Below are 23499 nucleotides of genomic sequence, written 5' to 3' on the forward strand. Positions count from 1 at the left end.
ACGCTTTATAAAAAGGAGAGTTCATATGACAATTAGTGTTCAAAACAAACAATATTTAAATTTTATTAACGGAAAAGGCGTGCCATCATCGTCTCAAGAGATGATGGAAAGTCTAAACCCAGCCAACAAGAAAGAGGCTGTAGGATATGTACAAAAATCAACTCTTGAAGATTTAAATCTAGCGGTAAAAGCAGCTCAACAAGCTCAAGAAAAATGGAAGCGCTTGTCAGGCGCAGCTCGCGGACAGTACCTTCACAAAGCTGCGGATATTATGGAAAATAGACTAGATGAAATTGCGGAATGCGCTACCCGTGAAATGGGAAAAACCTTGTCTGAAACAAAAGGAGAAACAGCTCGCGGAATAGCTATTCTTCGATACTATGCGGGAGAAGGTATGAGAAAAATGGGAGATGTAATTCCTTCTACCGATGCTGAAGCATTGATGTTTACATCTCGAGTGCCGTTAGGCGTTGTTGGAGTTATCACCCCATGGAACTTTCCTATTGCTATTCCTATATGGAAAATAGCTCCGGCACTTGTCTACGGAAACACTATCATAATTAAACCAGCTACCGAAACAGCTATTACGTGTGCTAAGATTATCGAATGTTTTGAAGAAGCAAAAATTCCAGCGGGTGTAGTAAACATGATTACTGGCTCAGGGTCAATCATTGGTCAAGCTATTGCTGAACATCCAGAAATTAATGCGATTACATTTACAGGTTCCGATCGAGTAGGTAAACAAATTGGTCAAAAGGCTTTCGTTCGAGGAGCTAAATATCAGTTAGAAATGGGGGGGAAGAACCCTGTAATTGTAGCGGCGGATGCAGATTTAGATTTAGCAGTAGAAGGTACAATCAGCGGGGCATTCCGTTCGACAGGTCAAAAATGTACTGCGACTAGTCGGGTAATTGTTCAGCACGAGGTATATGAAAAATTCAAACAAAAGCTATTAGCAAAAACAAAAGAAATTACCGTTGGAGAAGGGTTAAACGTGGAAACGTGGATGGGGCCATGTGCAAGCGAAAATCAGTTACAGACCGTATTGTCATATATTGAAAAAGGAAAAAGTGAAGGTGCAACTCTTTTATACGGAGGACGTCAGTTAACTGACGGGGAATACGAAAATGGATTTTACGTAGAACCTACTATTTTTGAAAACGTAGAATCGAATATGACGATTTCACAAGAAGAAATTTTTGGTCCTGTCATAGCGCTGATGAAAGTAGAATCCATCGAGGAAGCATTAGCACTAGCTAACGATGTTCAATATGGGCTAAGCGCTTCTATTTTCACTACAAATATTTCTCATATGCTTTCATTTATTAATGAAATGGATGCTGGACTTATTCGAATTAACTCGGAAAGCGCAGGCGTTGAACTTCAGGCACCGTTTGGAGGCATGAAACAATCAAGTTCTCACTCTAGAGAACAAGGGGAGGCTGCTAAGGAGTTTTTCACTGCTATTAAAACTGTTTTTATAAAAAGTTAAGTACCTTTATTGTATTATGACCTTTTATTCTCTTGAAAAGGAGGAAAATTCCTTCTTTTTAAGAGAGATAAACATAGGAAAAGAACAAAACGATAAGAGGGGGATGGAATAGGTGATTATGCAAGCTAAACCAAAATTGGAAGCGGAAAGCAGCAAAAAAAGCCATGTACGCTGGTTTGTCGTATTTATGCTTTTCGTTTTGACAACGATTAACTATGCGGATAGAGCGACGCTGTCCATTGTAGGAGACTCTGTTCAAAAAGAATTAGGCTTAAATTCAGTTTCAATGGGGTATGTTTTTTCAGCATTTGGATGGGCTTATGTAATTGGTCAGCTTCCTGGAGGTTGGTTTTTAGACAAATTCGGATCAAAGATAATCATTGCATGCAGTGTATTTTTTTGGTCTATTTTTACCTTTTTTCAAGGATTTATCGGCTTTTTTAGTGGCGGTGCTGCTATAATTATCTTATTTACGCTTCGTTTTATGGTTGGGTTAGCTGAAGCCCCTTCTTTTCCAGGAAATAGCCGTATTGTAGCGGCCTGGTTTCCAAAATCTGAACGGGGGACAGCCTCTGCGATTTTTAATTCGGCTCAGTATTTTGCACTAGTATTATTTTCGCCTATTATGGCATGGCTCACTCACAGGTTCGGCTGGCATTTTGTATTTATTATTATGGGTGTCTTAGGGGTAATCTTAGCTGCTGTTTGGATGAAAGTGATCTACAGTCCAAGCAAACATCCTCGCATTACAAAAGGAGAAGTAAATTATATCCAGCAGGGCGGCGGGCTCATTGATATGGATGATAAAAAAATAGAAAAAAAGAAAAATACCGGCCCGGGATGGAATCAAATTAAACAACTTCTTAAGAGCAGAATGTTGTTAGGGGTTTATATTGGACAATATTGTATTACGACGCTCACTTATTTCTTTTTAACATGGTTTCCCGTTTATTTAGTTCAAGCACGCGGAATGTCAATTTTGGAAGCTGGATTTATTGCTTCTCTACCTGCTATATGCGGATTTTTAGGAGGGGTGTTAGGGGGAATTGTATCTGATTTCTTTTTAAAGAGAGGTCGTTCATTAACGTTTGCACGTAAAACACCTATCGTTATTGGCATGTTGCTTTCCTGTAGCATGGTTGCTTGCAATTATGTAGATGCTGAATGGATTGTTGTAGTAATTATGTCACTTGCTTTTTTTGGAAAAGGATTTGGAGCATTAGGATGGGCTGTTGTGGCTGACACTTCCCCTAAAGAAATAGCGGGTTTAAGCGGCGGGCTTTTTAACACATTTGGAAACATTGCTTCTATTACAACACCTATTATTATTGGGTACATTGTCAATGCAACAGGCTCTTTTAATGGAGCATTGGTTTTTGTGGGCGCTAACGCTCTTGTAGCTATTCTCTGCTATCTTCTTTTAGTGGGAGAGATTAAACGAGTAGAACTAAAGAATATCCCCGCAAAGGATGAAAGTACGTATAATATGTAAGCGGATACAATAAAACCTAAATTAGGAGTGGAAATCATGAACAATTATGTCCTTACAAATAGTGAAATTCAAAACGAAAAAAAATCGTCTACGCCTCAAATTATAGATATGCAGGTCATACCAGTGGCTGGGTATGATAGTATGCTGCTTAATCTCAGCGGAGCTCACAGTCCCTTTTTTACTCGAAATATTGTTATTTTAAAAGACAGTACCGGAAGCACAGGGGTGGGAGAGGTACCTGGAGGTGAAAACATTCGTCAAACGCTTGAAGATGCGAAAACATTTGTAGTAGGTCAATCAATCGGAAATTATAATAACATCTTAAATACAGTACGTAAAAAATTTGAAGATCGAGATATGGCAGGGCGAGGCCTTCAAACATTCGATTTACGGACGACTATTCATGCTGTTACAGCGTTGGAGGCGGCGTTATTAGATTTAGTAGGGAAATTTCTTGATGTACCAGTTGCAGCATTATTAGGAGAAGGACAACAAAGAGAATATGTGGAAATGCTAGGTTATTTATTTTATATTGGAAATCGCAAAAAAACCGACTTGGAGTATGTAGGTGGTGAAAATGAAAAAGTGGAGTGGTTCCGACTTCGTCATGAAGAAGCTCTGACTCCTGAAGCAATTGTAAAACTTGCACAGGCAGCTCATCAGCAGTATGGATTTAATGATTTTAAATTAAAAGGCGGTGTACTTCAAGGTGAGCAAGAAATAGAAGCGGTAGCAGCATTAGCTGCAAAATTCCCTGAAGCTCGCATTACCTTAGACCCCAACGGAGCTTGGTCTTTGGAAGAAGCTATTCAACTATGTAAAAATAAACATCATATATTGGCCTATGCAGAGGACCCTTGCGGAAGCGAAAATGGATATTCAGCAAGAGAAACAATGGCGGAATTTCGCAGAGCAACTGGACTGCCAACTGCTACGAATATGATTGCTACAGACTGGCGTCAAATGGGGCATGCTATCCAGTTAAACGCTGTAGATATTCCTCTAGCAGATCCCCATTTTTGGACGATGCAAGGCTCAGTTCGTGTAGCTCAAATGTGTCATGATTGGGGTCTTACATGGGGATCACATTCAAATAATCATTTTGACATTTCACTGGCCATGTTTACTCATGTGGCTGCTGCCGCTCCTGGAAAAATAACGGCTATTGATACGCATTGGATTTGGCAAGATGGTCAGCGATTGACAAAAGATCCTTTTAAAATTGAGGGAGGAAGAGTAACAGTACCTAAGAAACCAGGACTTGGCATAGAGGTGGATTTAGAACGAATCGAGCAAGCACATCAGCTATATAAGAAAATGCAATTAGGAGCACGTGATGATTCAAAAGCTATGCAGTATTTAATTAAAAATTGGAGCTTTGATAATAAACGTCCTTGTCTGGTACGTTAAAAATTTTTTCAAAAATAATTATAGGGTGCTTTTAGCTCGAACAATTCTATGTCTTTGTTCGAGCTTCTGTTTTTATAATAACGAGCAGTTTAATACATAATCTTATGTAGATAAGAAATAAGAATAGTTAAGAAGTAGTGGTTGGTAATACATAAAAAAATTCTATATGATATAATTAGTCTTACAAATAAACAATATTCAGAAAAGGGTGGATGAAGATGAGTGGTTCGACTAAAAAAGTGTCATTTGAATCCGTTAATCGTAATACGCTGGCAAAACAAGTAGTCGACCGTATTATTCAGTTATTGGTCAGCGGGCAATTAAAGCCAGGAGACAAACTGCCAACTGAAATGGAGTTATTAGACGTACTGAATGTAAGTCGCCCTGTATTGAGAGAAGCCTTGAGTGCATTAGAAGTACTTGGTGTAATTACACGAAAAACTCGTGGAGGTACGTATTTTAATAACAAAATAGGAGCACATCCTTTTTCCGTTATGTTAGCGTTATCAATCGATAATTTACCTGCAGTAGTGGAGGCGCGCATGGCACTAGAACTGGGCCTAGTAACCATGGCAGCGGAAAAAATAAACGATGATCAATTAAGCCAGTTAAAAGAAACGATCGAGGAAATAAAAAAGAGCACAGATAACAATTACGGTGCAGCGGATAAGGAATTCCATCGAATTATTGCTGTTAGCGCGGATAATCCGGTGGTAGAAGGTATGATTAATTCCCTGCTTTTCACTCATGAAAAAACAGATAGCGAAATTACCTTTAGAGAACCAGCACTTACTGTAGAACATCATACCGCTATTTATGATGCGTTAGCTAATCATGACCCAGATGATGCATTCAAGAAAATGTATCATCATCTTAAATATGTACGTGATAAAGTTCTTAAACAATATAATCCTACTAAATAAAAAAAACACACAAAGCAGATGTAAAGAATTTGTTTTGTGTGTTTTTTTATGAAGTGATACAGATACATGAAGTAAGAAAGAGATTTTCCATTTTATAGGATCGCTTTTTTCAGTGAGTTATATATTTTAATTTAATGCATCCAGATATATGAATGATATTTATTCGCTGCTCTTTATTTTAAAGAAATTACTATACATTTATAAGAGATTAAAAAGAAATTAAAGAGATTATAAACATTGTTAAAACTTATATTGGTAAAAGCCTTCTGCTGACTGAGTTTAAGGGGTATTAAGGAATCAAAAAAACTGCAGTTAACAACAAGAATTTTCACGAAAAAATAAAGGATTTTTTTATAACAGCCATATTTTCTACGCAGTAGTTCGGAAAATAACGTTTATTTATTGTGTTTTTTGTTCATTTAGTTGATTTTTTTCACGAAAACGAAAATCATTATCATTTAGAGGTATTTATTATAGCTGAGAGACATGTATGTTTTAGTAAGTGAAAGAGAAAGAAAGAATGGAAGGAAAATAGAGTAGAAATGAGTAAAAAAAGGCATAACAAAAAAGAGTATTATAGAGCGTTAATTTTTGCCTGATAATACCCGTTGGCAATTTTGCGGATATACGTAAAGAAATTTGACTCCATTTCATGCACAAGAGGTCGAAATGCATCCATACTTTCTTCTATGTAAGTTTGTTGTAAGTAACGCTGAACGGACGTTAAGGATTTTTCGATTATATCTAAACCAAACTCATGCACAATGGAATGAATATCTTCTTTTTTAATGGAATAATGGCCAAAAGATTTAAAGAAATTCTTAAACTGAGCAAATGCATGCTCTCCACGGATTTTTTCGATTTCTTTTTGTTTTTTACTATCATGAGCACCAGTTAAATTGAAACTTAAAATAAAACCATCCTTGATTTTTTCAATAATTGATTTTCTTGGCTGCTTTTCTTCTAATAATGTTTTGACACAATCATCTTTTTCTAGTACATCGATACGGAAAATTTTACTCAATTTACTAGCCATTTCTTTAATAGCAGCTTTATAGCCAATGTATTTCGGAAGAATGTGTTTTACCTCAGTGTAAGATAAAAGGGCTTCTGAATCTTTCTTTACGTTTACATCAGATTCGTATACGTACAACGCACGTAAAGCCAGGCGCAGCATGTTGATATTTTTAATAGCCAGCAGTTGATAAATCACTTCCATCGAAACAGAAGTATAACCACCTTTTGAAGTATATGTATTGTGATCTTCGTCAAGCATTTCAGAATTATATGATATGTTTTGAACATCAGCAGCTTCTTTTATATGTAAATCTAAAAAATCCTCTAAATAGTTGTTTAAAGAAACTTGAATATAGTCTCCCCATAAACGATCCCAGCGAATGATGTCATAGTCTTCTAAAAGCTTATTATTATTTTGAACGGTCCGAACGGAACATTGGATTGTATTAGCTAGTTCTTGCTCAGAAATAATTGAAATATGACCCTGGCTGTTACATTTGGCTACGTAAGCTACAATTTGCTTCATCAGAGAACCTGTCCACTTTATATCTACAAAGTTTTTTGCAAGACCAAATGAATGTTTTTCATAGTAATAGCTATTGTCTCGTTTCGTGTTTCTATTTAAGCCGCTCATGACAATCAGCAGCTTATTTGCTATAAGGGTGTGCCGTTTTAGTGACAGCTTTTGTATACTCATGTAGTGACCTCCTTTCCAAAACTATATACGTCGTCTTTTACAGTATAGACACAGTCATATAGGCTGTAAAATGACATATTTGCACGGGAAAATGGTGCATTTTTTAAGAAGACTAGTGATACCAAGGGATGAAACATCTATTTACAAGGTGACATATTTGCACGGAGATGTGGAGCAAAAATAGCTTTATATTTTATAAACGTTGATAAAACAGCATTCTTAAGCTAAATGTCGTATTGTGACGGATGAAATACACAAAATGCGACAAATTCAAAAAAAATTTGATGTAAAAATGACATATTTGCACGGAGAATAGGAGCAAAAATAATAAAAGTAAAGATTCAGGTAAGAAAGTGACACATTTGCACGGAAAATAGGGACAAAAAAAAGAAAAATGCCCTTTTTGAGACACAAAAAGTTCACATTTTCAGAGGGGATAAACAAACATTTGCAGAGAAAATAGTGTTTTTTTAAGAAAATGACATGTTTGCACGGAAATCTGGAGCAAAAAACACTTTTGCACGGAGATGTGGAGCAAAAATTGGAGAAAATGAAGAGGGAAAATCGCTGCCACAAGAAAATTTATGTAAAAGTGGCATATTTGCACGGAAGATTGGAGCCAAACTTATAGTAAATGCAGTATAGAAAGAAAAACGACACATTTGCACGGAAATATGGAGCAAAAAACAATTATAACGATTTTTTTAGACACAAAAAGTTCACAAAATGACGAGTAAGGTGAAGTTTAACTGCCATATTAGCAGGGGAAATAATATGTTTACATGGAGAATTGGAGCAAAAAAACACTTTTGCACGGAAATGTGGAGCAAAAAGTGCAGTAACTAATAGTAGATAGATAAAAAGAATGCCCTTATAAAGATTATAAGGGCATTCTTTTTTAGCCTATAGAACTTGTTACGTTTTGATAAATAGAAAGGGGAGCATATTCGTAATCACCGGCTAATAAGTCTTTTACTTCACTTTCTCCCACAGGAATAAAGGTAATCTGAAACACTTGGCCTACTCTTTTATAGGATTGGACAGCTAGTTTTTGTTCGACTAGCTCATCTAAGGCTGTTTCAATTTCGACAAGGTTTTCTTTTTTTCGTCTTTTTCGAAAGCGGACTCTTGTCGAAAAATATAAATAATCTCTTGTGACATTGTATGAAGATTTTGTTTCATAGCAAATGAGACGCTCTTTTTGCATAACGAATAGCAAATGATAAGCGGCGTCTAAACTTAATTTTTCTACTTTATTTTTATAAATACGCACCGTTTGGCGTTGAATATAGTCTCTATATATCACTTCGTTGACGTGAATTTCAGCAATTCGCGTTCCGTTCGGCATCGTAGTAATATCCACAAAGTCAAAAATACCGTAGGCAATTTTCTTATTATGCTGTACTTTTGTCATGCTGTAGTGCTTCATTTTTGTAATTCTTTCTTCTATCATTTGATAGTTGCGCTTACTGTCTGTTTTATAAAGTGCTTTCACAAGGTCACCAATTTTTACGTTAATGATTTTCTGTGTAGCGAACAACTCGTCGCGCTGGCTCATGATTTCTAAAAACACTTTATAATCAAACCGATCTAAATCACTAATCTTGTTTCCATTTTCTTCAGCGTATTCTTTTTCTATTAACAATTCGTAATCTGTCCCGTCTTCAGAGTTATAAGTACTTAAGAAATATTCTTTTCCTTCTTTCTCTAATAGGGGTTGCTCGACGAGAAGCTTTGCTCTTGAGTTAGAGAAAAAAGGGTTCTCTACAGTTGAAAAAGGGCTTTCAATAATACTATGATTTCCGTTTTGGAAGCTTGGGTCCAGTATGGTCAGCCCAATAATAATAGATATATCCGTATGGATTGCTTTTTCTCGCTGAGTCTTGGTTTTTTGATGAATATAAGGATAATCCGTTAAGAAGAAGCTATCTTCTTGACTCCATTCACGTAGAATACCAATTCGTTTATCAATGACTTCTTCCGGAGATGATACGTTTTCAAACTGTTTGCAAAAGAGTTCTTTTCCGTTCGTTTTATAATAAGCTGTTAGCGCTTTGTATTCTCCAATCAGCTCTTTATTCTTCTTAGGCTTTTTTTGCTCATAATCGCGTATAGCAGCATCTAACCATCTGCGTTTCGTACGATTGAGAAAGTCTTTTTTTAAAATCCTCAACGCTTCGTTTACATCTTTATTTTCAAAGTGCTGCTGATAAAGAGGGAGGATGGTGCTTTCTAAATCACTTTTTATGCTTTCATTATAAACAGATAAGAGGCGTAATTTAGATACTCTATCAATGACTTCGCGTATGAGTAAAGATGAATAATCCATACACATCTAACCTCCTTAACCTTAAGTTAGTCATTTTAATTCTTAGTTGGATAGTGGCTTTAAATCTATTGTAATGCACGAAAGTTCGATGCTACAAACAAAAGACGGCTACTATCTATAGTCTATTTTTCATTATACACGTGCAAAGCAGGAGAAGGGGGAGATTTTCTCATTTTCTTTTTTAGTCATCTACATTTTGTCATGAAGCATCTACATTTGCCGTGTAGCTTATGTATGGAGAATAACCGTGTCCGCAAGACTGCTAATTCTGCTACCGAGTTTAATGGACTGATAGAAAGCATCTCAAAATAAAAGGTTATCAGCGATTAAAAGAGAATACTTTGTAAAACTACTAAATCCATACCGGAGGTCATAAATGAACCCTATACTAAATGAAGTAGGCACAGTTTTTATTCCTGTAAAGGACATAAAAAAAGCACGAGATTGGTATTGTGACATACTAGGTTTGATAGCAGATGGAGACACTTTATATGATCATTTATATGTGATACCTATGAATGGAACCGGAATTGTATTAGATAGCAAAACTTATTCAAAAAATACGCTTTTTAAAACGCCAGCTTTTCATTTGAATACAAACGATATCAAAGAAGCTTATGAATATATGAGACAGAAAAAAGTAGAGCTAACGACAGGAATTGAACACAATCACTGGTTTACGTTTAAAGATCCAGATGGAAATCATCTTATGGTGTGTGAATGCTGAACCTACGGAACAATAAAAGAACCTTCAAGAGAAGGTCCTTTTATTGTATTGCCTTTGCATTTTACAGCTTGACAGATTTGTTTCTAAATTGAATCATTCTTACAATATTTATCACAATTGTTTTTGTTACAGCATAAGCCGGAATCGCTAAGATCATTCCAAGTATTCCTGCAATGTTACCCGCAACAAGCAATAAAATAATAATCGTTAAAGGATGAGTGTTTAATTTCTTTCCAATTACCAGAGGAGAAATAATGTTCCCATCTAGCTGTTGAACGATTACGACGACGATAATTACTAATATCGCTTTTGTAGGAGAGTATAATAAACCTACGATTAAAGCAGGTGCTACGCCAATAAAAGGGCCGACGTACGGGATAATATTAGTAAGGGCTCCTATTAGTGCGAGTATCAATGCATAAGGCAACCCGATGATGAGGTAACCAATGAATGTACTAATACCGACAAACAAACAAACGAGCATTTGGCCTTGAATATAAGTAGCTAGCGTATTTGTTGTTTCTTTCATTGTACGTAACGTTTCTTTTCGGTAAGAAGCAGGAACCATACGCAGCGTATTTTTACGAAGTTTATGGCTGTCTTTAAGCATATAAAAAAGAATGAAAGGAACGGTTACAACCGTAAGTGTAATATTGGTTACGACGCTTAAAACAGATGAAATACTGTTTGTAAGATTCGTAGGTAAAGTAGACGCGTAGTTTAAAAGTGACTCTTCAATATGATCGAGCGAAACATATTTTTGTTCAACGAGCCAGTTAAACCATCTTGAGTTAGATAAATCATTTATGTACTCTCTCGTTTCTACAATATAAGACGGAATATTTTTAGCCAAATCAGTTAATTGTTTAGATAAAGTAGGTCCCACACCGCCTACAATAGAAGCAATTACGCCGATAAAAACAACATATAATAGTAAAATGGCCAGTGTTTTTGGCACTTTTTTTCTTGTGAGAAATGACACAATTGGTTCGAATAAAAAGAAAAGAAAACCAGCTACGAGAATAGGGAAAAACAAAGTGGAGATAAACACACCGATTGGTAGAAAAACAAACGAAATATGTTTACAAATGTAAATCAGTAAAGCAATCATTAATAGTTCTAATGTCCAAAAATGCAGTTTCGATTTAAACAAAAAGGTACCCTCTTTCTTTACTATTTTTTACTATCATACATCAAAAAAGAAACCCACTGCACGTTAAAAGTGGGCTTTTTAGTCTGTATAACTTTTATTTACATGAAAATTAGGATTTTTCCTCTTTATTTTCAGTAGTATCCTCTGGAGTTTTTTTGTCGTCATCCTGTATAATTCCTTCTGCTGCATTTTTAAATTCTCGCAGGGAATGTCCAAATGCTCGTCCTATGTCCGGCAATTTACTTGGTCCAAATACAATTAAGGCAGTAATCCCGATTACGACCATGCTTGTGGCTCCTGGCATGATATCCTCTCCTTTAAAAGCAATGAATATATGAAAATTAAAAAGAGATAGTAAATAAAGTGCATGTTTATACTATTCACTTTTCTCTTTAAAATTCCTTTATTTTAAATGATACGAAAACAAGGTGCAGCGGCTATGTACGATTTAAATGCTAGTAGTGATATTTCGCATACGAAATTAATTATAGCATTAAAGACAGCCGTTCGCCTTATTACCCCTGTATAAGCTTCATGTAAAAGAGTCTTCATAAGAATTTGCAAAGCAACGGAGGCAAATACGGCTTGTGGATTCGAGCCTATGAACGTTCTCCTGTCACAAACCTAACGATTCGTCATTCTAATTTCCAGCATGTTGCAACACCATTATTAATGGAAAATGTGATCCTGTGTTTGAAGAGCTTTGTATAAATGGAAGCTGCATGAACACAAACCGGTAAAAGGTGTGTGTTCATGCAGCTGCAAGTAAAAGATGGAACAAAAGTATCTTAGCCCAAGAAGTATCCGCACAATTAATCGAGATTATCGATTAATTGTGCGGTCTTTTTTTGTTGTGATGGTGAACGTAGGTTTAATGTGTTAATAATGGTAAAAACCTGCTCTGTAATTTTTCCTATCTTATAGATAAGTCAAATGACTCTTACTAATTGATAGATAACATGTATGAAAGAAATTACTTTTACCGATTGTTTTCTAAGCAATTTATTACCTAAATGTGGATATGGGAAGTGTGAGGGAAGATATATAAAAGAATTATAAAAACTTTTGTCTTTGTAAGCGTTTTATTCTTTATTTTAATAAAGAGCAAAAAAAGGATGTTTTTCTCTAAATTTTTACCATTGAATATTTTGAATAAAGTTCATAAAATAAACTTGTAAGCGTTTTAAAAGATTAGGAAGTATGTATCTTGAAAGTTGAATAGAGATTTATTTATGAAGAAAATAAATGTGATTTTTTTGCTTTTGATCACCGTTTCCGAGTAGACCTTAATAAGTAGCAGCAAATCGTTCATTTAATGAAATAAAGAAATAGATAGGAGTAGAGAAAAATGTACATCGGTGTCGATTATTACCCTGAACATTGGCCAGAGAATATGATAGAAGAAGATATCCAAGGCATTAAAGAGCTAGGATCAAACATGGTGAGAATAGGAGAGTTTGCTTGGCATCTAATGGAGCCTAAAGAAGGTGAATATGACTTTTCTTTTTTTGATAGCGTTATCAATAAGCTTAAAAAACAAAATATTGATGTTATGTTTGGTACACCTACTGCCACTTTTCCGGCTTGGCTTGCGAAACAGCATCCTTCTATTTTATCGAAAGATGAAAATGGGGCGGTCAGAGCCTTCGGAGGAAGACGTCAATATTGTTTTAATTCGCCTCTTTACCGGAAGTATAGCGCTCAGATTACAGAACAATTAGTAAAACAATACAGCTCAGAAGACGCAATTGTAGCATGGCAAGTTGATAATGAATTTGGCCATGAAGGTAGTGACATGTGTTACTGCGAACAATGTCATAAAGAGTTTCAGCAGTTTTTGGAAAGAAAATATAAAGATATTAATGAGCTAAATGAAAAGTATGGGACTATTTTCTGGGGACAAACATATAACGAGTTTACTGAAGTGCCTATGCCTGTAAAAACAATTACGACCCACAGCCCTTCGTTAAAGCTTGACTGGGCGCGCTTTCGCTCTTTTTCGTTAAACAGATACGCTCACGAACAAACAGCAATTGTGAAGAAATATAAAGGTGATCACCAGCTGTTGACAACAAACGTATCAGGGGGCTTTTTTGATAAATGGTTTGATCATGAAGAAAATCTAGAAGTAATGGACTTTGTATCTTATGACAATTATCCGGTATGGGGCGGTCAAACAGAGCCAATTACCCCAGCTCATATTGCACTAGGGCATGATTTTAATAGAGGTTTGCTGCATAAAAACTTCTGGATTGTAGAGGAGTTAATGGGCGCTCAAGGTCATGATGTCATCGGTTACCTTCCGCGACCTAACCAGGCAAAGATGTGGTCTTATCAGGCTTTTGCTCATGGATGTACGAATATGCTGTATTTCCGTTGGCGGGGAATGACAAGAGGAGCCGAGCAGTACTGCTATGGAGTTGTAGGTCACGATAATCACTATGGAAGACGCTACAAAGAAGTTCAGTCGTTATTTAGTGAAATCGTTCATTATGAACATGTACTCGAGTCTGATATTAAATCCGATGTTGCCGTTTTGTATGACTATGAAAATATATGGTCATGGCGCTTTCAGCAGCAAAGTGAAGGATTTGACTTTACGCAAGAGCTTCTTAGAGGATATACACCGTTTTATAAGTTGAATACACCTATTGATGTTATTCCTGCTGCGAGAGATTTTTCAAGCTATAAAGTACTGGTTGTTCCAGCTTTGCAAATAATTGATGAAGAACTAGGCAAGAGATTTACTGAATTTACTAAAAACGGAGGCGTCATCGTTTTTACGTTTAGAACCGGCATTAAAGACAAACAAAATAATATTCACTTTAAACAGACGCTGCCTGGATATGTAAAAGAAATAACAGGCATCGAAATTCATGAAGTGGAAGCACTGTCTTCTACTCAAAAAGCAGCCATTAAAGGGGTAGGACCGTATGAAGGAGAACAGTCAAGTGCGTCCGTGTGGAGAGACATTGTCACACCTGTAACAGCTGAAGTGCTGTATGAGTATGATGATCCATTCTATAATCAAGCCGCTGTAACAAAAAATCAGTTTGGTCGCGGGACGGTTTATTATGTAGGCTGTGGAATTGAAGGGCAAACGTTTGAAAAAATTGCGCTTGATATTGTAAAACAGCAGCAGATTGAGCATACGGAAAGTGAAGATGGAGTTGAAGTATATCCTCGCAAGCTTGGAGAGAAAAGTTATTACTTCCTTATGAACCATACGCCAGAAGTAAAAGTATTTAAAGATATTGTTCTGCAGCCTTACGAAAGTCGAGTTGTAGAAAACATGTAGCAGCAACAGGAGACTAGAATCTCATAAAGCAATGAGATTCTAGTCACTCATAATATGATATGAAAGCGTTTTATAGGAGAAGGGAGTTAGGTTATATGAGCATGGGGGTACAGTCAAAAGTTTCTCTGAAAACCGTACTATCATACGGAATGGGAAGCTTTGGAAACAATATTATTTATGCATTAACAAGTACATATTTAATGATTTTTTATACGGACAGCGTAGGATTAAATGCCGCAGCTGTAGGAACTTTATTTCTTATTGCTAGGATATGGGATGGGATTGCAGACATTATTATCGGAATGATTGTTGATAATACAGAAACGAGATTTGGTAAGTTTAGGCCTTATCTTTTAATAGGCGGATTTTTTGCAGCTGTTGCTACAGTCGCGTGTTTTATTAGTCCTGATCTTTCTCATACAGGAAAATTAATTTACGCTTATATCACCTATATCGCATGGGGAACAAGCTTTGCTATTATGGATATTCCCTATTGGTCGCTTTCAGCAACGATTACACAAGATGTAAAAGAACGAAATAAAGTAGTGGCGTTTCCTAGAACCATTGCAGCAGTAGGGTCTTTATTTGCTAGTTTATTAACTCTTCCATTAGCTCATTATTTTGGAAACTGGTTTATGCTTAGTCTTATTTATGCGTGTATCTTAATGATTACAATGATTATTACATTTTCAGGAGTAAAAGAAAACTATACCGTAAAAAGACAGGAAAAGCAGACGCCAAAAGCAGTTTGGAACTTATTTATTCAAAATAAACCGTTGCGTTATCTAATTTTCTCGATGCTTTTAGTTGAAACGATTTTAACAATTCGAACTACGTTTTCTATTTACTATTTTAAATACAATTTAAATGCAGAGAATATCGCGTCTCTTTATTTAACCTTATTTTTTACAGCACAAATTGTAGGAGCGATTGCGTCTCCTTTCATTTCAAATAAATTTGGAAAGAAACGCGCAGCAATAGGGGGAATTGCGCTAAATGCTGTAGCCACTCTTACAATGTTTGTAACCGGTTTTCACGTTATGCCGGTAATGGTTTTAAGCTTTTTAGCTTCTTTCGGCGGTGGAGTTAGCAACATTGCTCAAACATCTATGCTCGCTGACTGTGTAGAATACGGCGAGTGGAAAACGGGGAACCGAGCGGAAGGAATGGTGTTTTCTACGAATATTTTCAAAACAAAGGTTGCTTCAGCAGTGGGTGGAGCAGTAGGCGGGTACATCCTTTCAGCAGTAGGGTACGTGCCAAATCAAATTCAGTCACACAGCACACTCATTTGGATTGCTTTAATCTTTACGATCATTCCAGGCATCCTTTGCTTGTTATCACTTGTCCCACTCGCAAAATATGAGTTGACGGAAAAGAGATATTTAGAAATTTTACAAGATATGAAAAAGCGCTCAGGCCGCATAAAAGAAAAACCGGCTATGAAAGTGTCTAGCTAATTAAAAATTAGCATAAGCATTGTACACAAAAACAACAAGAAAAAAAGACTGCATTTTCTCAGCTCCTCTTGCTATGATGTCAGGTAGACAGATATCAATGTAAAGAGGAGTTTTGTTTATGTTTATTAATTTTTCAAAAGAAGACAAAGATAAAATGCTGAATGAAATTCAAACGTTTTTTTATAACGAACGAGATGAAGAAATCAGTGAATTTGCAGCAGAAAATGTATTAGAGTTTATTAAAGAACATATCGGTCCTCACTTTTATAACCAAGCAATTAAAGATGCAGAAGATATTATGAACCAAGTCATGCTTTCTGCAGAAGAAAATTTACATGCATTAAAAAAACCAATTGAAAAGTAGTTCGAAAAAGAAAATATGAAATAGGAAAAAAGCGTTTTATGTACAAAAACATAAAGCGCTTTTGTTTGTCTGTGAAACAAATTATTTGTTCGCATGAGTGATATATGATACATTCGTTTTAAGATAATATTAACGTTAACGTAAAGGTTATATTAGGAGTGTTTTGATTTAACTCGATGAGGGCATAACTTCAGCAAGCAGGGACATAATGAGGTAATTATATGAGGAAAGAAGGGACTATACGTGAGCAACATTACGAAAGATCAGCTAACAAAATCTATTGTGAAAGCAAATGAAAATCGTTTAACAGATAATAGTGATTTTGATATCTATCAAGAGCTAGAAAATGTGCTTCAAGGAGTCGGCTTATCAGCAAAAGACAGCGGAGGAAGCATTACGTTTTACGGAGAAGATCCGATTGTTCCTAGTACGCTGCGCCTTGCCTCAGCAGCAGCTATTGCACTAGTTGCTAAATCAGTAGCTGTCTCAAAAATTTGGAGAATACGCGGGGGAAAAGGTCAAGATATTCATATGGATTTACGAAAAGCGATCCGAAGGTTATCACCTTTTTACGATAAAAAATGGGAAAAGCTTAATGGGTACGCACCAAGTAAAGCAAATGATCCATATAACCCATTAGGCTTTCGCTTTTATCAAACAAAAGATGACAAATGGGTGATGCCGCTGAATCCATATCCACGCTCTAAGCATGAAACGCTAAAGCTGTTAAATTGTATAGAAGACCCTGATGCAGTGGCAAAAGCCATTCGCGGTTGGAATGCAGAAGAATTAGAAAAAGCTGCAGCGGAGCGAGGAGTTATCATGCCTGTTGTGCGGACAATTGAAGAGTTTATGAAAGAACCCGTGTATGAAGAAGTAGCGCAGCTTCCTTTAATTGAAATTGAAAAGATTGGAGAAAGTGAGCCGATTCCTTTTTCAAAGAATCCTAAAACGCCGCTAGATGGTGTTCGAGCATTAGGCCTTGGTCATGTTATTGCAGGAGCAGGATTTGGTAGAGCTCTTGCTTTACACGGTGCGGACGTCTTAAATATTTGGAAGCCAACGGATTGGGAGCATGATACGATTTACGCTACATCTAATATCGGTATGCGCTCTTCAACGCTGGATATCGGTGAAAAAGAAGGAAAAGAAAAAATGGTTGAACTTCTAAAAGAAGCAGATATCTTTTTTGCGAACCGTCGATACGGATTTCTAGAGAGATACGGTCTAACAGCTGAAGAGTGTGCCGAACTAAAACCAGGAATCATCCACTGCACGGTCAACCTGCATGGAACGCAAGGAGAGTGGGCAAAAAGAAATGGATTTGACCAAACAGCGGGAAGCGTAACGGGAGTCATGACGTTAGAAGGATCGCCAGAAAATCCTAAGCTGCCTCCTATTGTAGTGGTCAATGATTATGCGGTTTCTTGGCTGCTTGAAGTCGGTGCTTTGATGGCACTGGAAAGAAGAGCAAAAGAAGGAGGCAGCTACCGCGTGCGTGTATCATTAGATCGCGTATCTTTATGGATTTTATCAATGGGCATCTATGAGAAAGCGTACGCTCATCAAACAGCTGGTTCGTCAGAGAAGCATGAGTACATTGCACCGGATCTCTTTACGGCCCAAACACCTTTAGGATTGTACCAAGGGCTTACAGAACAAATCGAAATGGCGGAAACTCCAGGGGAATATAAAACGGTTCTGGTTCCTCGAGGTTCTTCACGCCCAGAGTGGTTGTGATAACAAGAGGCTGAGACAAAAGTATTTTAGTTGAAAGAAAATCCGAACGATGAATCGAGATTCTTGGTAAAGGATCCAACTCGTTCGGATTTTTTCATGGTGATGGTGAACGTGGATTTTGTGTATTCTGTTGCTTCTAGCTGCTGATCGGAGTGCAAGGCGAAGACTCCTGCGAGAAAAGCGGAATAGTTGAGACCCCTCAGGAGTGTAAGCAACGAGGAGGCTCACCGGCCGCCCGCGGAAAGCGAAGCCCTGCACGGAAATCAATTCATTCAATTCGCTCGCCTTTGGATTAAAATGATTTGGGTATGTCCAAAGCTCATTTTGAGAGGTGAATTTAAAATGAAAAATAAGAAAAAATATTTGAATAATTATATGATTTCTTATATAATAGCGAAAAGGATGAGGAGTTGACTTGTAATGGAAAACTATACGTCCCGCAAAATGACACAAGCAGAAGTAAAAGTATCAGACGCGACAGCAGCTCAACTAGTGCTAAACAAATCTCTTCGTGACTTTAAAAAAGCACAGCTTTTACTGCAAATTGATCAGTCTTTAGAAAAAAGAGATAAAGAAACTTTTTTACGTTTAACTGAAGAGTTAAAAGAAGTTTGTTAAATAACCTACTAACATAAACAATCAGCCTTTGCTTCTAGTGAGCAAAGGCTTTTTATATGGGGAAAAACGGATAAATGTTTTGTTTTTTCTGAAAGCGGTAAAAGTATAGTATGGCTGATAAAGCATCTAGATGGTAACGCATCATGAAAGAACAAAAAGAGAGAGGGTTCTTTATATGTATAACAAAATCTTAGTTGCCTTTGACGGTTCGGCACCTTCTATTCGTGCTCTTCAACATGCAAGTAAACTAGCTAAAAGCGTAAATGCTAATAAGCTGACAATTGTACATATTAAGGAAAGAATTCACTTGCAGCAGCCTGTTTTTAGCGTTGACTTAGACGCACTGATAGAAGAAGAAAACCGCGATATTTTATCTGAAGCTCACAATCATTTAACTCAATCAGGTATTCCATATGAGGCATACGGTTTAGAGGGCACCGCTTCAAAGAAAATTATCGAATACGCACATGACAATCAACAAGACGTCATTGTAATAGGAAGTCGAGGAAAGGGCTTTGTGAAAGAGACATTTTTAGGAAGTGTAAGTCACGAAGTTGCTCAATCCGCAGAATGTCCTGTTATCATTGTTAAATAAAAAGCATGTTCTCCAGGGAGAACATGCTTTTTGTTATGAGTTAATCTGTGTCGCCTTTAAATCGCCTAGTGCTTTAGCTGGTTGGGAATTTTTAATACGGTAAAAACGCAGAAGTTCTCTAAGCAATACACTACTTTTATTAGAAGCTCTAAGAAAATGAAAAAAATACATGTCTAAATAACTAATAAGACGAGATAAGACCTAGAAAAAGGTATAACTGTAAAGCCTTACACTTCCATAAGTTATCTCTAAATTCGATAAATTAGCATATATACCGCTTGATTTACTTCTGTTATCCTTTTGTTTGCAGAAAAACTTATAGTGTCAGACGCACAGGGGTATAAAAGTTTTCGCTCTTTTGAGTATATGACTTTTTACAAAAACAACGCGATCTCCACTCTTTTTTCTACTAGCAAACTAAAAAGTGTAGAGAAAGTGATAAAAATACGTAGAGGATACAAAAACAGAGGTAGAAACGTTTTTTCCTTTACATCATAGCTAAAAAGGATAGAAAGCAGGTATGCATGTGCAAACAACACAATTCAACAAAAAGAACAGGCGAGGTGAGAAGACGGCTGGTTCGCATACGGACAAAAGTAAGAAAAAATTCATTTTTGAGACTAGTTCTTTAAAACGATGGCATATTATTGTAAGTCTATTTATACTCGTAATTATTTTTACTCTTTTTTCAGCTTTCGTTTCAGGCTTAAGCCTTCACTTTAATCCGGTCTTGCCAACATGGGGGACTGAAGAAAAGAATGAATTTTCGACTATTTATCCGTCCGATAATGATAGCGGCCAGCTCTCTTCTTTTTCAGAAGATGAGTCTCATAAAAAGTTTTTAGAAAACCGGATTGTGAACAAAGATGATTTTTATGCGTTCTATGTTAATTGGGATAAAAATAGTGAGCGTTCATTAAAAAATAATATTGACCAAATTGACGTTCTTGTACCTCAATGGTTTTCATTAAATTCGAACTTGGAATTAAAAAGCAGTGTTCAAAAAGATATCGGAGATTTTGCTAAAAAGCATCATACAAAGGTTTTACCGCTGCTCACAAACGAGTCAAATGGAAAATGGGATGAGCAAACGGTTCACCGCTTGCTGCAATCTCCTCAGGAACAATCCAAACTCATACATAATTTACATCATCAAATTAAAGAGAATGGATATGATGGAGTAAATATAGATTTTGAAAATATCAAAAGCAGCGACAGAGAGTTACTAACAGATTTTATGAAGAAACTTTATACAGCCTTCCATGAAGATGGCTTAATGGTAACTATGGATGTGCCTCCAGCTAATAAAGCATTCGATTATAGTGGTTTAGAACAGTATAATGACCGTATGATTTTAATGATGTACGACGAGCACTTTCAAAGTCCAGGTCCTATTGCTTCATTTTCTTGGTATCAAAACAATTTATCAAAATCGTTAAAAGATAAGATGATTGTTAGTCTTGGAAACTATGGATATGACTGGAACGAAAAAAGCAAGCAAGGAGGAGAGGTTGTATCATTTGAAGACGTCATGCGAATGGCTCAAAAAGCCCACTTGAATGTTGAGTGGGATGATGAAAGCAAAACGCCATATGTAAATTATAAAGACGGAACGGGTACGCATGAGCTATGGTTTTTGGACAGCGTGACATTTTATAACCAGTGGAAAGCTGCTTCATCAAGCGGTGCCAAAGGAGTTGCTTTATGGAGACTGGGAACGGAAGACCCGTCTGTATGGGATGTAGTAAAAGGACATAAAGTAAGTGAGATTCAGACTGTTAAAAATGGAGAAATTGCTTACAATTATGGAGAAGGAAGCATACTTCATGCAAAAACAGAGCCTTCTCCGGGAGAAAGACGTTTTGCTTTTGATTCGAAAGGATTTATTTCAGGGGAAGAGTACACAGCAATGCCGCAAGCTCCTGAGATTGAGCGGTTAAGCAAAATATTTAACAAAGAAATTGTTTTGACATTTGATGATGGGCCAGATCCTAAATACACAGAGAAAATTTTAAAAATTTTAAAAGCTCACAATGTAAAAGCTACTTTCTTTATGATTGGTGAAAATGCAGTATTTCATCAAGATATTGTTAAACAAGTATATGAAGATGGTCATGAAATTGGAAATCATACGTTTTCCCACCCAAATACAATCAATATTTCTAAAAATCAGCTAAAGTATGAAGTAAATGCAACAGAACGAGTCATTCAAGGTATAACTGGTCATTCATCTATTTTATATCGTCCTCCGTATGGAGATAATCAAAGCACTTATAATGGTTACGATGAAACGGTATATGACCCAGCTTCATTTCAAAAAATGGCGGATACGACGAACATGGGATATATAACGGTTAACTACGATATTGATTCGAGTGACTGGAAAGCCAAAAATAGTAAAGAAATTGTAAACCGTGTGATGAAGCAAGCAGAGAACGGTGATATTATCTTACTTCATGATGGAGGAGGAAACCGAGAAGCAACAGTAGAAGCACTGCCTCAAATCATTGAAAAGCTACAGGCGCAAGGGTATACATTTGTAACAGCAGGTAATTTGACTAACAAAAGCAGGGAAAGTACAATGCCAGCCGTTTTAAAAGCAGAGAATCCTATTATTCAAAACATCAAATTGATTCTAGTGAATATTGCTGCGCTGCATACTGTTTTTTTCGTTTTGTTTTATGGAACATTAATTGTATTTACACTGCGTTTGCTTATTGTATTTTATCTCGCTCTTAAACATAAAAGAAAAGCGGATAAACTGCAGTTTGATGCTTCATATCAGCCTTTAGTCAGCGTAGTTGTCGCTGCATACAACGAAGAGAATGTCATAAACAGGACAATTAAATCGGTGTTGAAGAGTTCATATCAAAACCTTGAGATTATTATGGTTGATGATGGTTCAACAGATGGCACGTCAAAGACTGTTACTGAAGCTTTTAAAAACAATGACAAGTTTCGTCTTCTTCGAAAGAAAAACGGAGGAAAGGCTGCGGCGGTCAATTTGGGTATCCAAAAAGCACAAGGAGATATTATTGTGTCAATTGATGCCGATACCATTATTTCATCTGAAGCTATATCGCTTATGGTAAGACACTTTAACGACGAAAAAGTAGGAGCGGTATCTGGGAACATCAAAGTAGGAAATGTCCGTAATTTATTAACAACATGGCAGCATATTGAATATGTGTCAGGTTTTAATTTAGAGAAACGTGCTTTTTCCATGCTTAATTGTGTGACAGTTGTTCCAGGCGCAATAGGAGCATGGCGAAAAAAACTTGTTCAAGAATTAGGGTATTTTACGGCCGATACATTAGCTGAAGATACAGACATGTCTCTGCGTATATTGCGCAGCGGTTATAAAATTTCAATTGAAGAGAAAGCAAGTGCATATACAGAAGCACCGGAAAAGCGTAAAGATTTTCTCAAACAGCGCCATCGCTGGAACTTTGGGACTTTACAGTGCTTATGGAAGCACAAAAGAGCTTTTGGAGGGCGCAAGCATAAAGCATTAGGTTTTATGGCTCTTCCTAATATGCTGCTGTTTCAATTCATTTTTCCTTTATTTGCACCATTTTTAGACCTTTTATTTGTTTTGAGGCTATGTACTGGAGATGTTAAACATTCGGTTCTTTTATACGGGTGCTACTTTATTGTTGATTTTCTTGTTTGCTTAGTGGCCTTTAGATTAGAGCGAATAAGCAGTAAACCATTGATTGCTCTAGTGATACAAAGAATTGTGTATCGCTACTTATTACTATGGGTAGCTTGGAAGGCAGTTTTAGCTGCATTAAAAGGAACAAAAGTAGGGTGGAACAAATTAAAACGCTCCGGAAACTTGCAGGTAACGGGAGACAGTTCAACTGAGAGAACTGGGTGAAATTGCACTATTTAACGAGGTTAATTAGCTTTTGCTGATTAACCTTTTTTATTAGAAAAACAGTAAAGAGTTCGCTTAATAATGATATTTAAAAGAACCTTCATTTTTACGCGTATCCATAGGGATCATTCACATTCCTTTTTTGTTCATTAAAATGCTGTTCTGCGTACGTATCCGTTCCTTCTACCTATGGTAAAATGTCAGAGAATAACGCTTATTTGACCAATTCAGTACAGTTGTATCAACAGAGGAAGCTTCTTCTTAGAAAACTTTTCATAGTATAAAGATAATTATTTTGTGGCGT

The 23499-nt window shown here is 36.5% G+C and carries 16 protein-coding genes; 12 read left to right on the forward strand and 4 right to left on the reverse strand.

Features of this window, described 5'->3' with window-relative positions; all coding sequences use genetic code 11:
• Positions 1-25: 25 nt before the first annotated feature.
• From gucD to LJC66_RS09660, 4 genes are all read left to right on the forward strand, one after another.
• A complete protein-coding gene (gucD, locus tag LJC66_RS09645) occupies positions 26-1492 on the forward strand; it encodes an alpha-ketoglutaric semialdehyde dehydrogenase GucD (RefSeq protein ID WP_025751967.1) in 1467 nt (488 codons plus the stop codon).
• 118 nt (positions 1493-1610) lie between these two features.
• Positions 1611-2984 carry an MFS transporter gene (locus LJC66_RS09650; RefSeq protein WP_230932813.1) on the forward strand — a complete coding sequence of 458 codons (1374 nt, stop codon included), beginning with the start codon at positions 1611-1613 and terminating at the stop codon, positions 2982-2984.
• Between the two features lie 36 nt (positions 2985-3020).
• Positions 3021-4394: a glucarate dehydratase gene (gudD, locus tag LJC66_RS09655; protein WP_230932427.1), complete on the forward strand. Its 1374-nt coding sequence runs from the start codon at positions 3021-3023 to the stop codon at positions 4392-4394.
• Positions 4395-4612: 218 nt separating this feature from the next.
• Positions 4613-5317: a FadR/GntR family transcriptional regulator gene (locus tag LJC66_RS09660; protein WP_230932428.1), complete on the forward strand. Its 705-nt coding sequence runs from the start codon at positions 4613-4615 to the stop codon at positions 5315-5317.
• A 574-nt stretch (positions 5318-5891) separates the two neighbouring features.
• Here the strand turns inward: LJC66_RS09660 and LJC66_RS09665 are convergent.
• Both LJC66_RS09665 and LJC66_RS09670 read right to left on the reverse strand, forming a co-directional pair.
• Positions 5892-7031, reverse strand: a complete 1140-nt coding sequence (locus LJC66_RS09665; RefSeq protein ID WP_230932429.1) for a hypothetical protein — start codon at positions 7029-7031, stop codon at positions 5892-5894.
• Between the two features lie 898 nt (positions 7032-7929).
• Positions 7930-9360: a hypothetical protein gene (locus LJC66_RS09670; RefSeq protein ID WP_014460532.1), complete on the reverse strand. Its 1431-nt coding sequence runs from the start codon at positions 9358-9360 to the stop codon at positions 7930-7932.
• A 376-nt stretch (positions 9361-9736) separates the two neighbouring features.
• Here LJC66_RS09670 and LJC66_RS09675 point away from each other — a divergent pair, with 376 nt between their 5' ends.
• Entirely contained in the window at positions 9737-10087 is a 351-nt protein-coding gene (locus LJC66_RS09675; RefSeq protein ID WP_230932430.1) for a VOC family protein, read from the forward strand.
• A 61-nt stretch (positions 10088-10148) separates the two neighbouring features.
• Here the strand turns inward: LJC66_RS09675 and LJC66_RS09680 are convergent, their stop codons facing one another.
• Together LJC66_RS09680 and LJC66_RS09685 are read right to left on the reverse strand one after the other, a co-directional pair.
• Positions 10149-11240, reverse strand: coding sequence for an AI-2E family transporter (locus LJC66_RS09680; RefSeq protein WP_016763781.1), 1092 nt, complete (start codon positions 11238-11240; stop codon positions 10149-10151).
• Between the two features lie 109 nt (positions 11241-11349).
• Positions 11350-11544 carry a twin-arginine translocase TatA/TatE family subunit gene (locus tag LJC66_RS09685; protein WP_043981948.1) on the reverse strand — a complete coding sequence of 65 codons (195 nt, stop codon included), beginning with the start codon at positions 11542-11544 and terminating at the stop codon, positions 11350-11352.
• A gap of 1044 nt (positions 11545-12588) precedes the next feature.
• Here LJC66_RS09685 and LJC66_RS09690 point away from each other — a divergent pair.
• From LJC66_RS09690 to LJC66_RS09720, 7 genes are all read left to right on the forward strand, one after another.
• Positions 12589-14538: a beta-galactosidase gene (locus LJC66_RS09690; RefSeq protein WP_230932431.1), complete on the forward strand. Its 1950-nt coding sequence runs from the start codon at positions 12589-12591 to the stop codon at positions 14536-14538.
• Between the two features lie 95 nt (positions 14539-14633).
• Positions 14634-15998 (forward strand): glycoside-pentoside-hexuronide (GPH):cation symporter, encoded by a 1365-nt coding sequence (locus LJC66_RS09695; protein ID WP_195694466.1) that lies wholly within the window; start codon positions 14634-14636, stop codon positions 15996-15998.
• A gap of 118 nt (positions 15999-16116) precedes the next feature.
• Positions 16117-16362 carry a DUF2164 domain-containing protein gene (locus tag LJC66_RS09700; RefSeq protein ID WP_013082790.1) on the forward strand — a complete coding sequence of 82 codons (246 nt, stop codon included), beginning with the start codon at positions 16117-16119 and terminating at the stop codon, positions 16360-16362.
• Between the two features lie 243 nt (positions 16363-16605).
• Positions 16606-18102 carry a CoA transferase gene (locus LJC66_RS09705; RefSeq protein ID WP_230932432.1) on the forward strand — a complete coding sequence of 499 codons (1497 nt, stop codon included), beginning with the start codon at positions 16606-16608 and terminating at the stop codon, positions 18100-18102.
• A 420-nt stretch (positions 18103-18522) separates the two neighbouring features.
• Positions 18523-18720: an IDEAL domain-containing protein gene (locus LJC66_RS09710; RefSeq protein ID WP_195694460.1), complete on the forward strand. Its 198-nt coding sequence runs from the start codon at positions 18523-18525 to the stop codon at positions 18718-18720.
• Between the two features lie 175 nt (positions 18721-18895).
• Entirely contained in the window at positions 18896-19315 is a 420-nt protein-coding gene (locus tag LJC66_RS09715; RefSeq protein WP_060747452.1) for a universal stress protein, read from the forward strand.
• Positions 19316-19841: 526 nt separating this feature from the next.
• A complete protein-coding gene (locus LJC66_RS09720) occupies positions 19842-23195 on the forward strand; it encodes a trifunctional glycoside hydrolase family 18/polysaccharide deacetylase/glycosyltransferase family 2 protein (RefSeq protein ID WP_230932433.1) in 3354 nt (1117 codons plus the stop codon).
• Positions 23196-23499: the final 304 nt, after the last annotated feature.

This window comes from Priestia sp. TSO9, assembly GCF_021029645.1.
GTDB classification, from domain to species: domain Bacteria; phylum Bacillota; class Bacilli; order Bacillales; family Bacillaceae_H; genus Priestia; species Priestia megaterium_E.

Excerpts from the sequence above, each read along its gene's own strand:
- LJC66_RS09660 (WP_230932428.1), top strand. The coding sequence starts at position 4,613 with ATGAGTGGTTCGACTAAAAAAGTGTCATTTGAATCCGTTAATCGTAAT.
- LJC66_RS09715 (WP_060747452.1), top strand. The coding sequence starts at position 18,896 with ATGTATAACAAAATCTTAGTTGCCTTTGACGGTTCGGCACCTTCTATT.
- LJC66_RS09695 (WP_195694466.1), top strand. The coding sequence starts at position 14,634 with ATGAGCATGGGGGTACAGTCAAAAGTTTCTCTGAAAACCGTACTATCA.
- LJC66_RS09710 (WP_195694460.1), top strand. The coding sequence starts at position 18,523 with ATGGAAAACTATACGTCCCGCAAAATGACACAAGCAGAAGTAAAAGTA.
- LJC66_RS09685 (WP_043981948.1), bottom strand. The coding sequence starts at position 11,544 with ATGCCAGGAGCCACAAGCATGGTCGTAATCGGGATTACTGCCTTAATT.
- LJC66_RS09700 (WP_013082790.1), top strand. The coding sequence starts at position 16,117 with ATGTTTATTAATTTTTCAAAAGAAGACAAAGATAAAATGCTGAATGAA.
- gudD (WP_230932427.1), top strand. The coding sequence starts at position 3,021 with ATGAACAATTATGTCCTTACAAATAGTGAAATTCAAAACGAAAAAAAA.
- gucD (WP_025751967.1), top strand. The coding sequence starts at position 26 with ATGACAATTAGTGTTCAAAACAAACAATATTTAAATTTTATTAACGGA.
- LJC66_RS09675 (WP_230932430.1), top strand. The coding sequence starts at position 9,737 with ATGAACCCTATACTAAATGAAGTAGGCACAGTTTTTATTCCTGTAAAG.
- LJC66_RS09690 (WP_230932431.1), top strand. The coding sequence starts at position 12,589 with ATGTACATCGGTGTCGATTATTACCCTGAACATTGGCCAGAGAATATG.
- LJC66_RS09650 (WP_230932813.1), top strand. The coding sequence starts at position 1,611 with ATGCAAGCTAAACCAAAATTGGAAGCGGAAAGCAGCAAAAAAAGCCAT.
- LJC66_RS09665 (WP_230932429.1), bottom strand. The coding sequence starts at position 7,031 with ATGAGTATACAAAAGCTGTCACTAAAACGGCACACCCTTATAGCAAAT.
- LJC66_RS09670 (WP_014460532.1), bottom strand. The coding sequence starts at position 9,360 with ATGGATTATTCATCTTTACTCATACGCGAAGTCATTGATAGAGTATCT.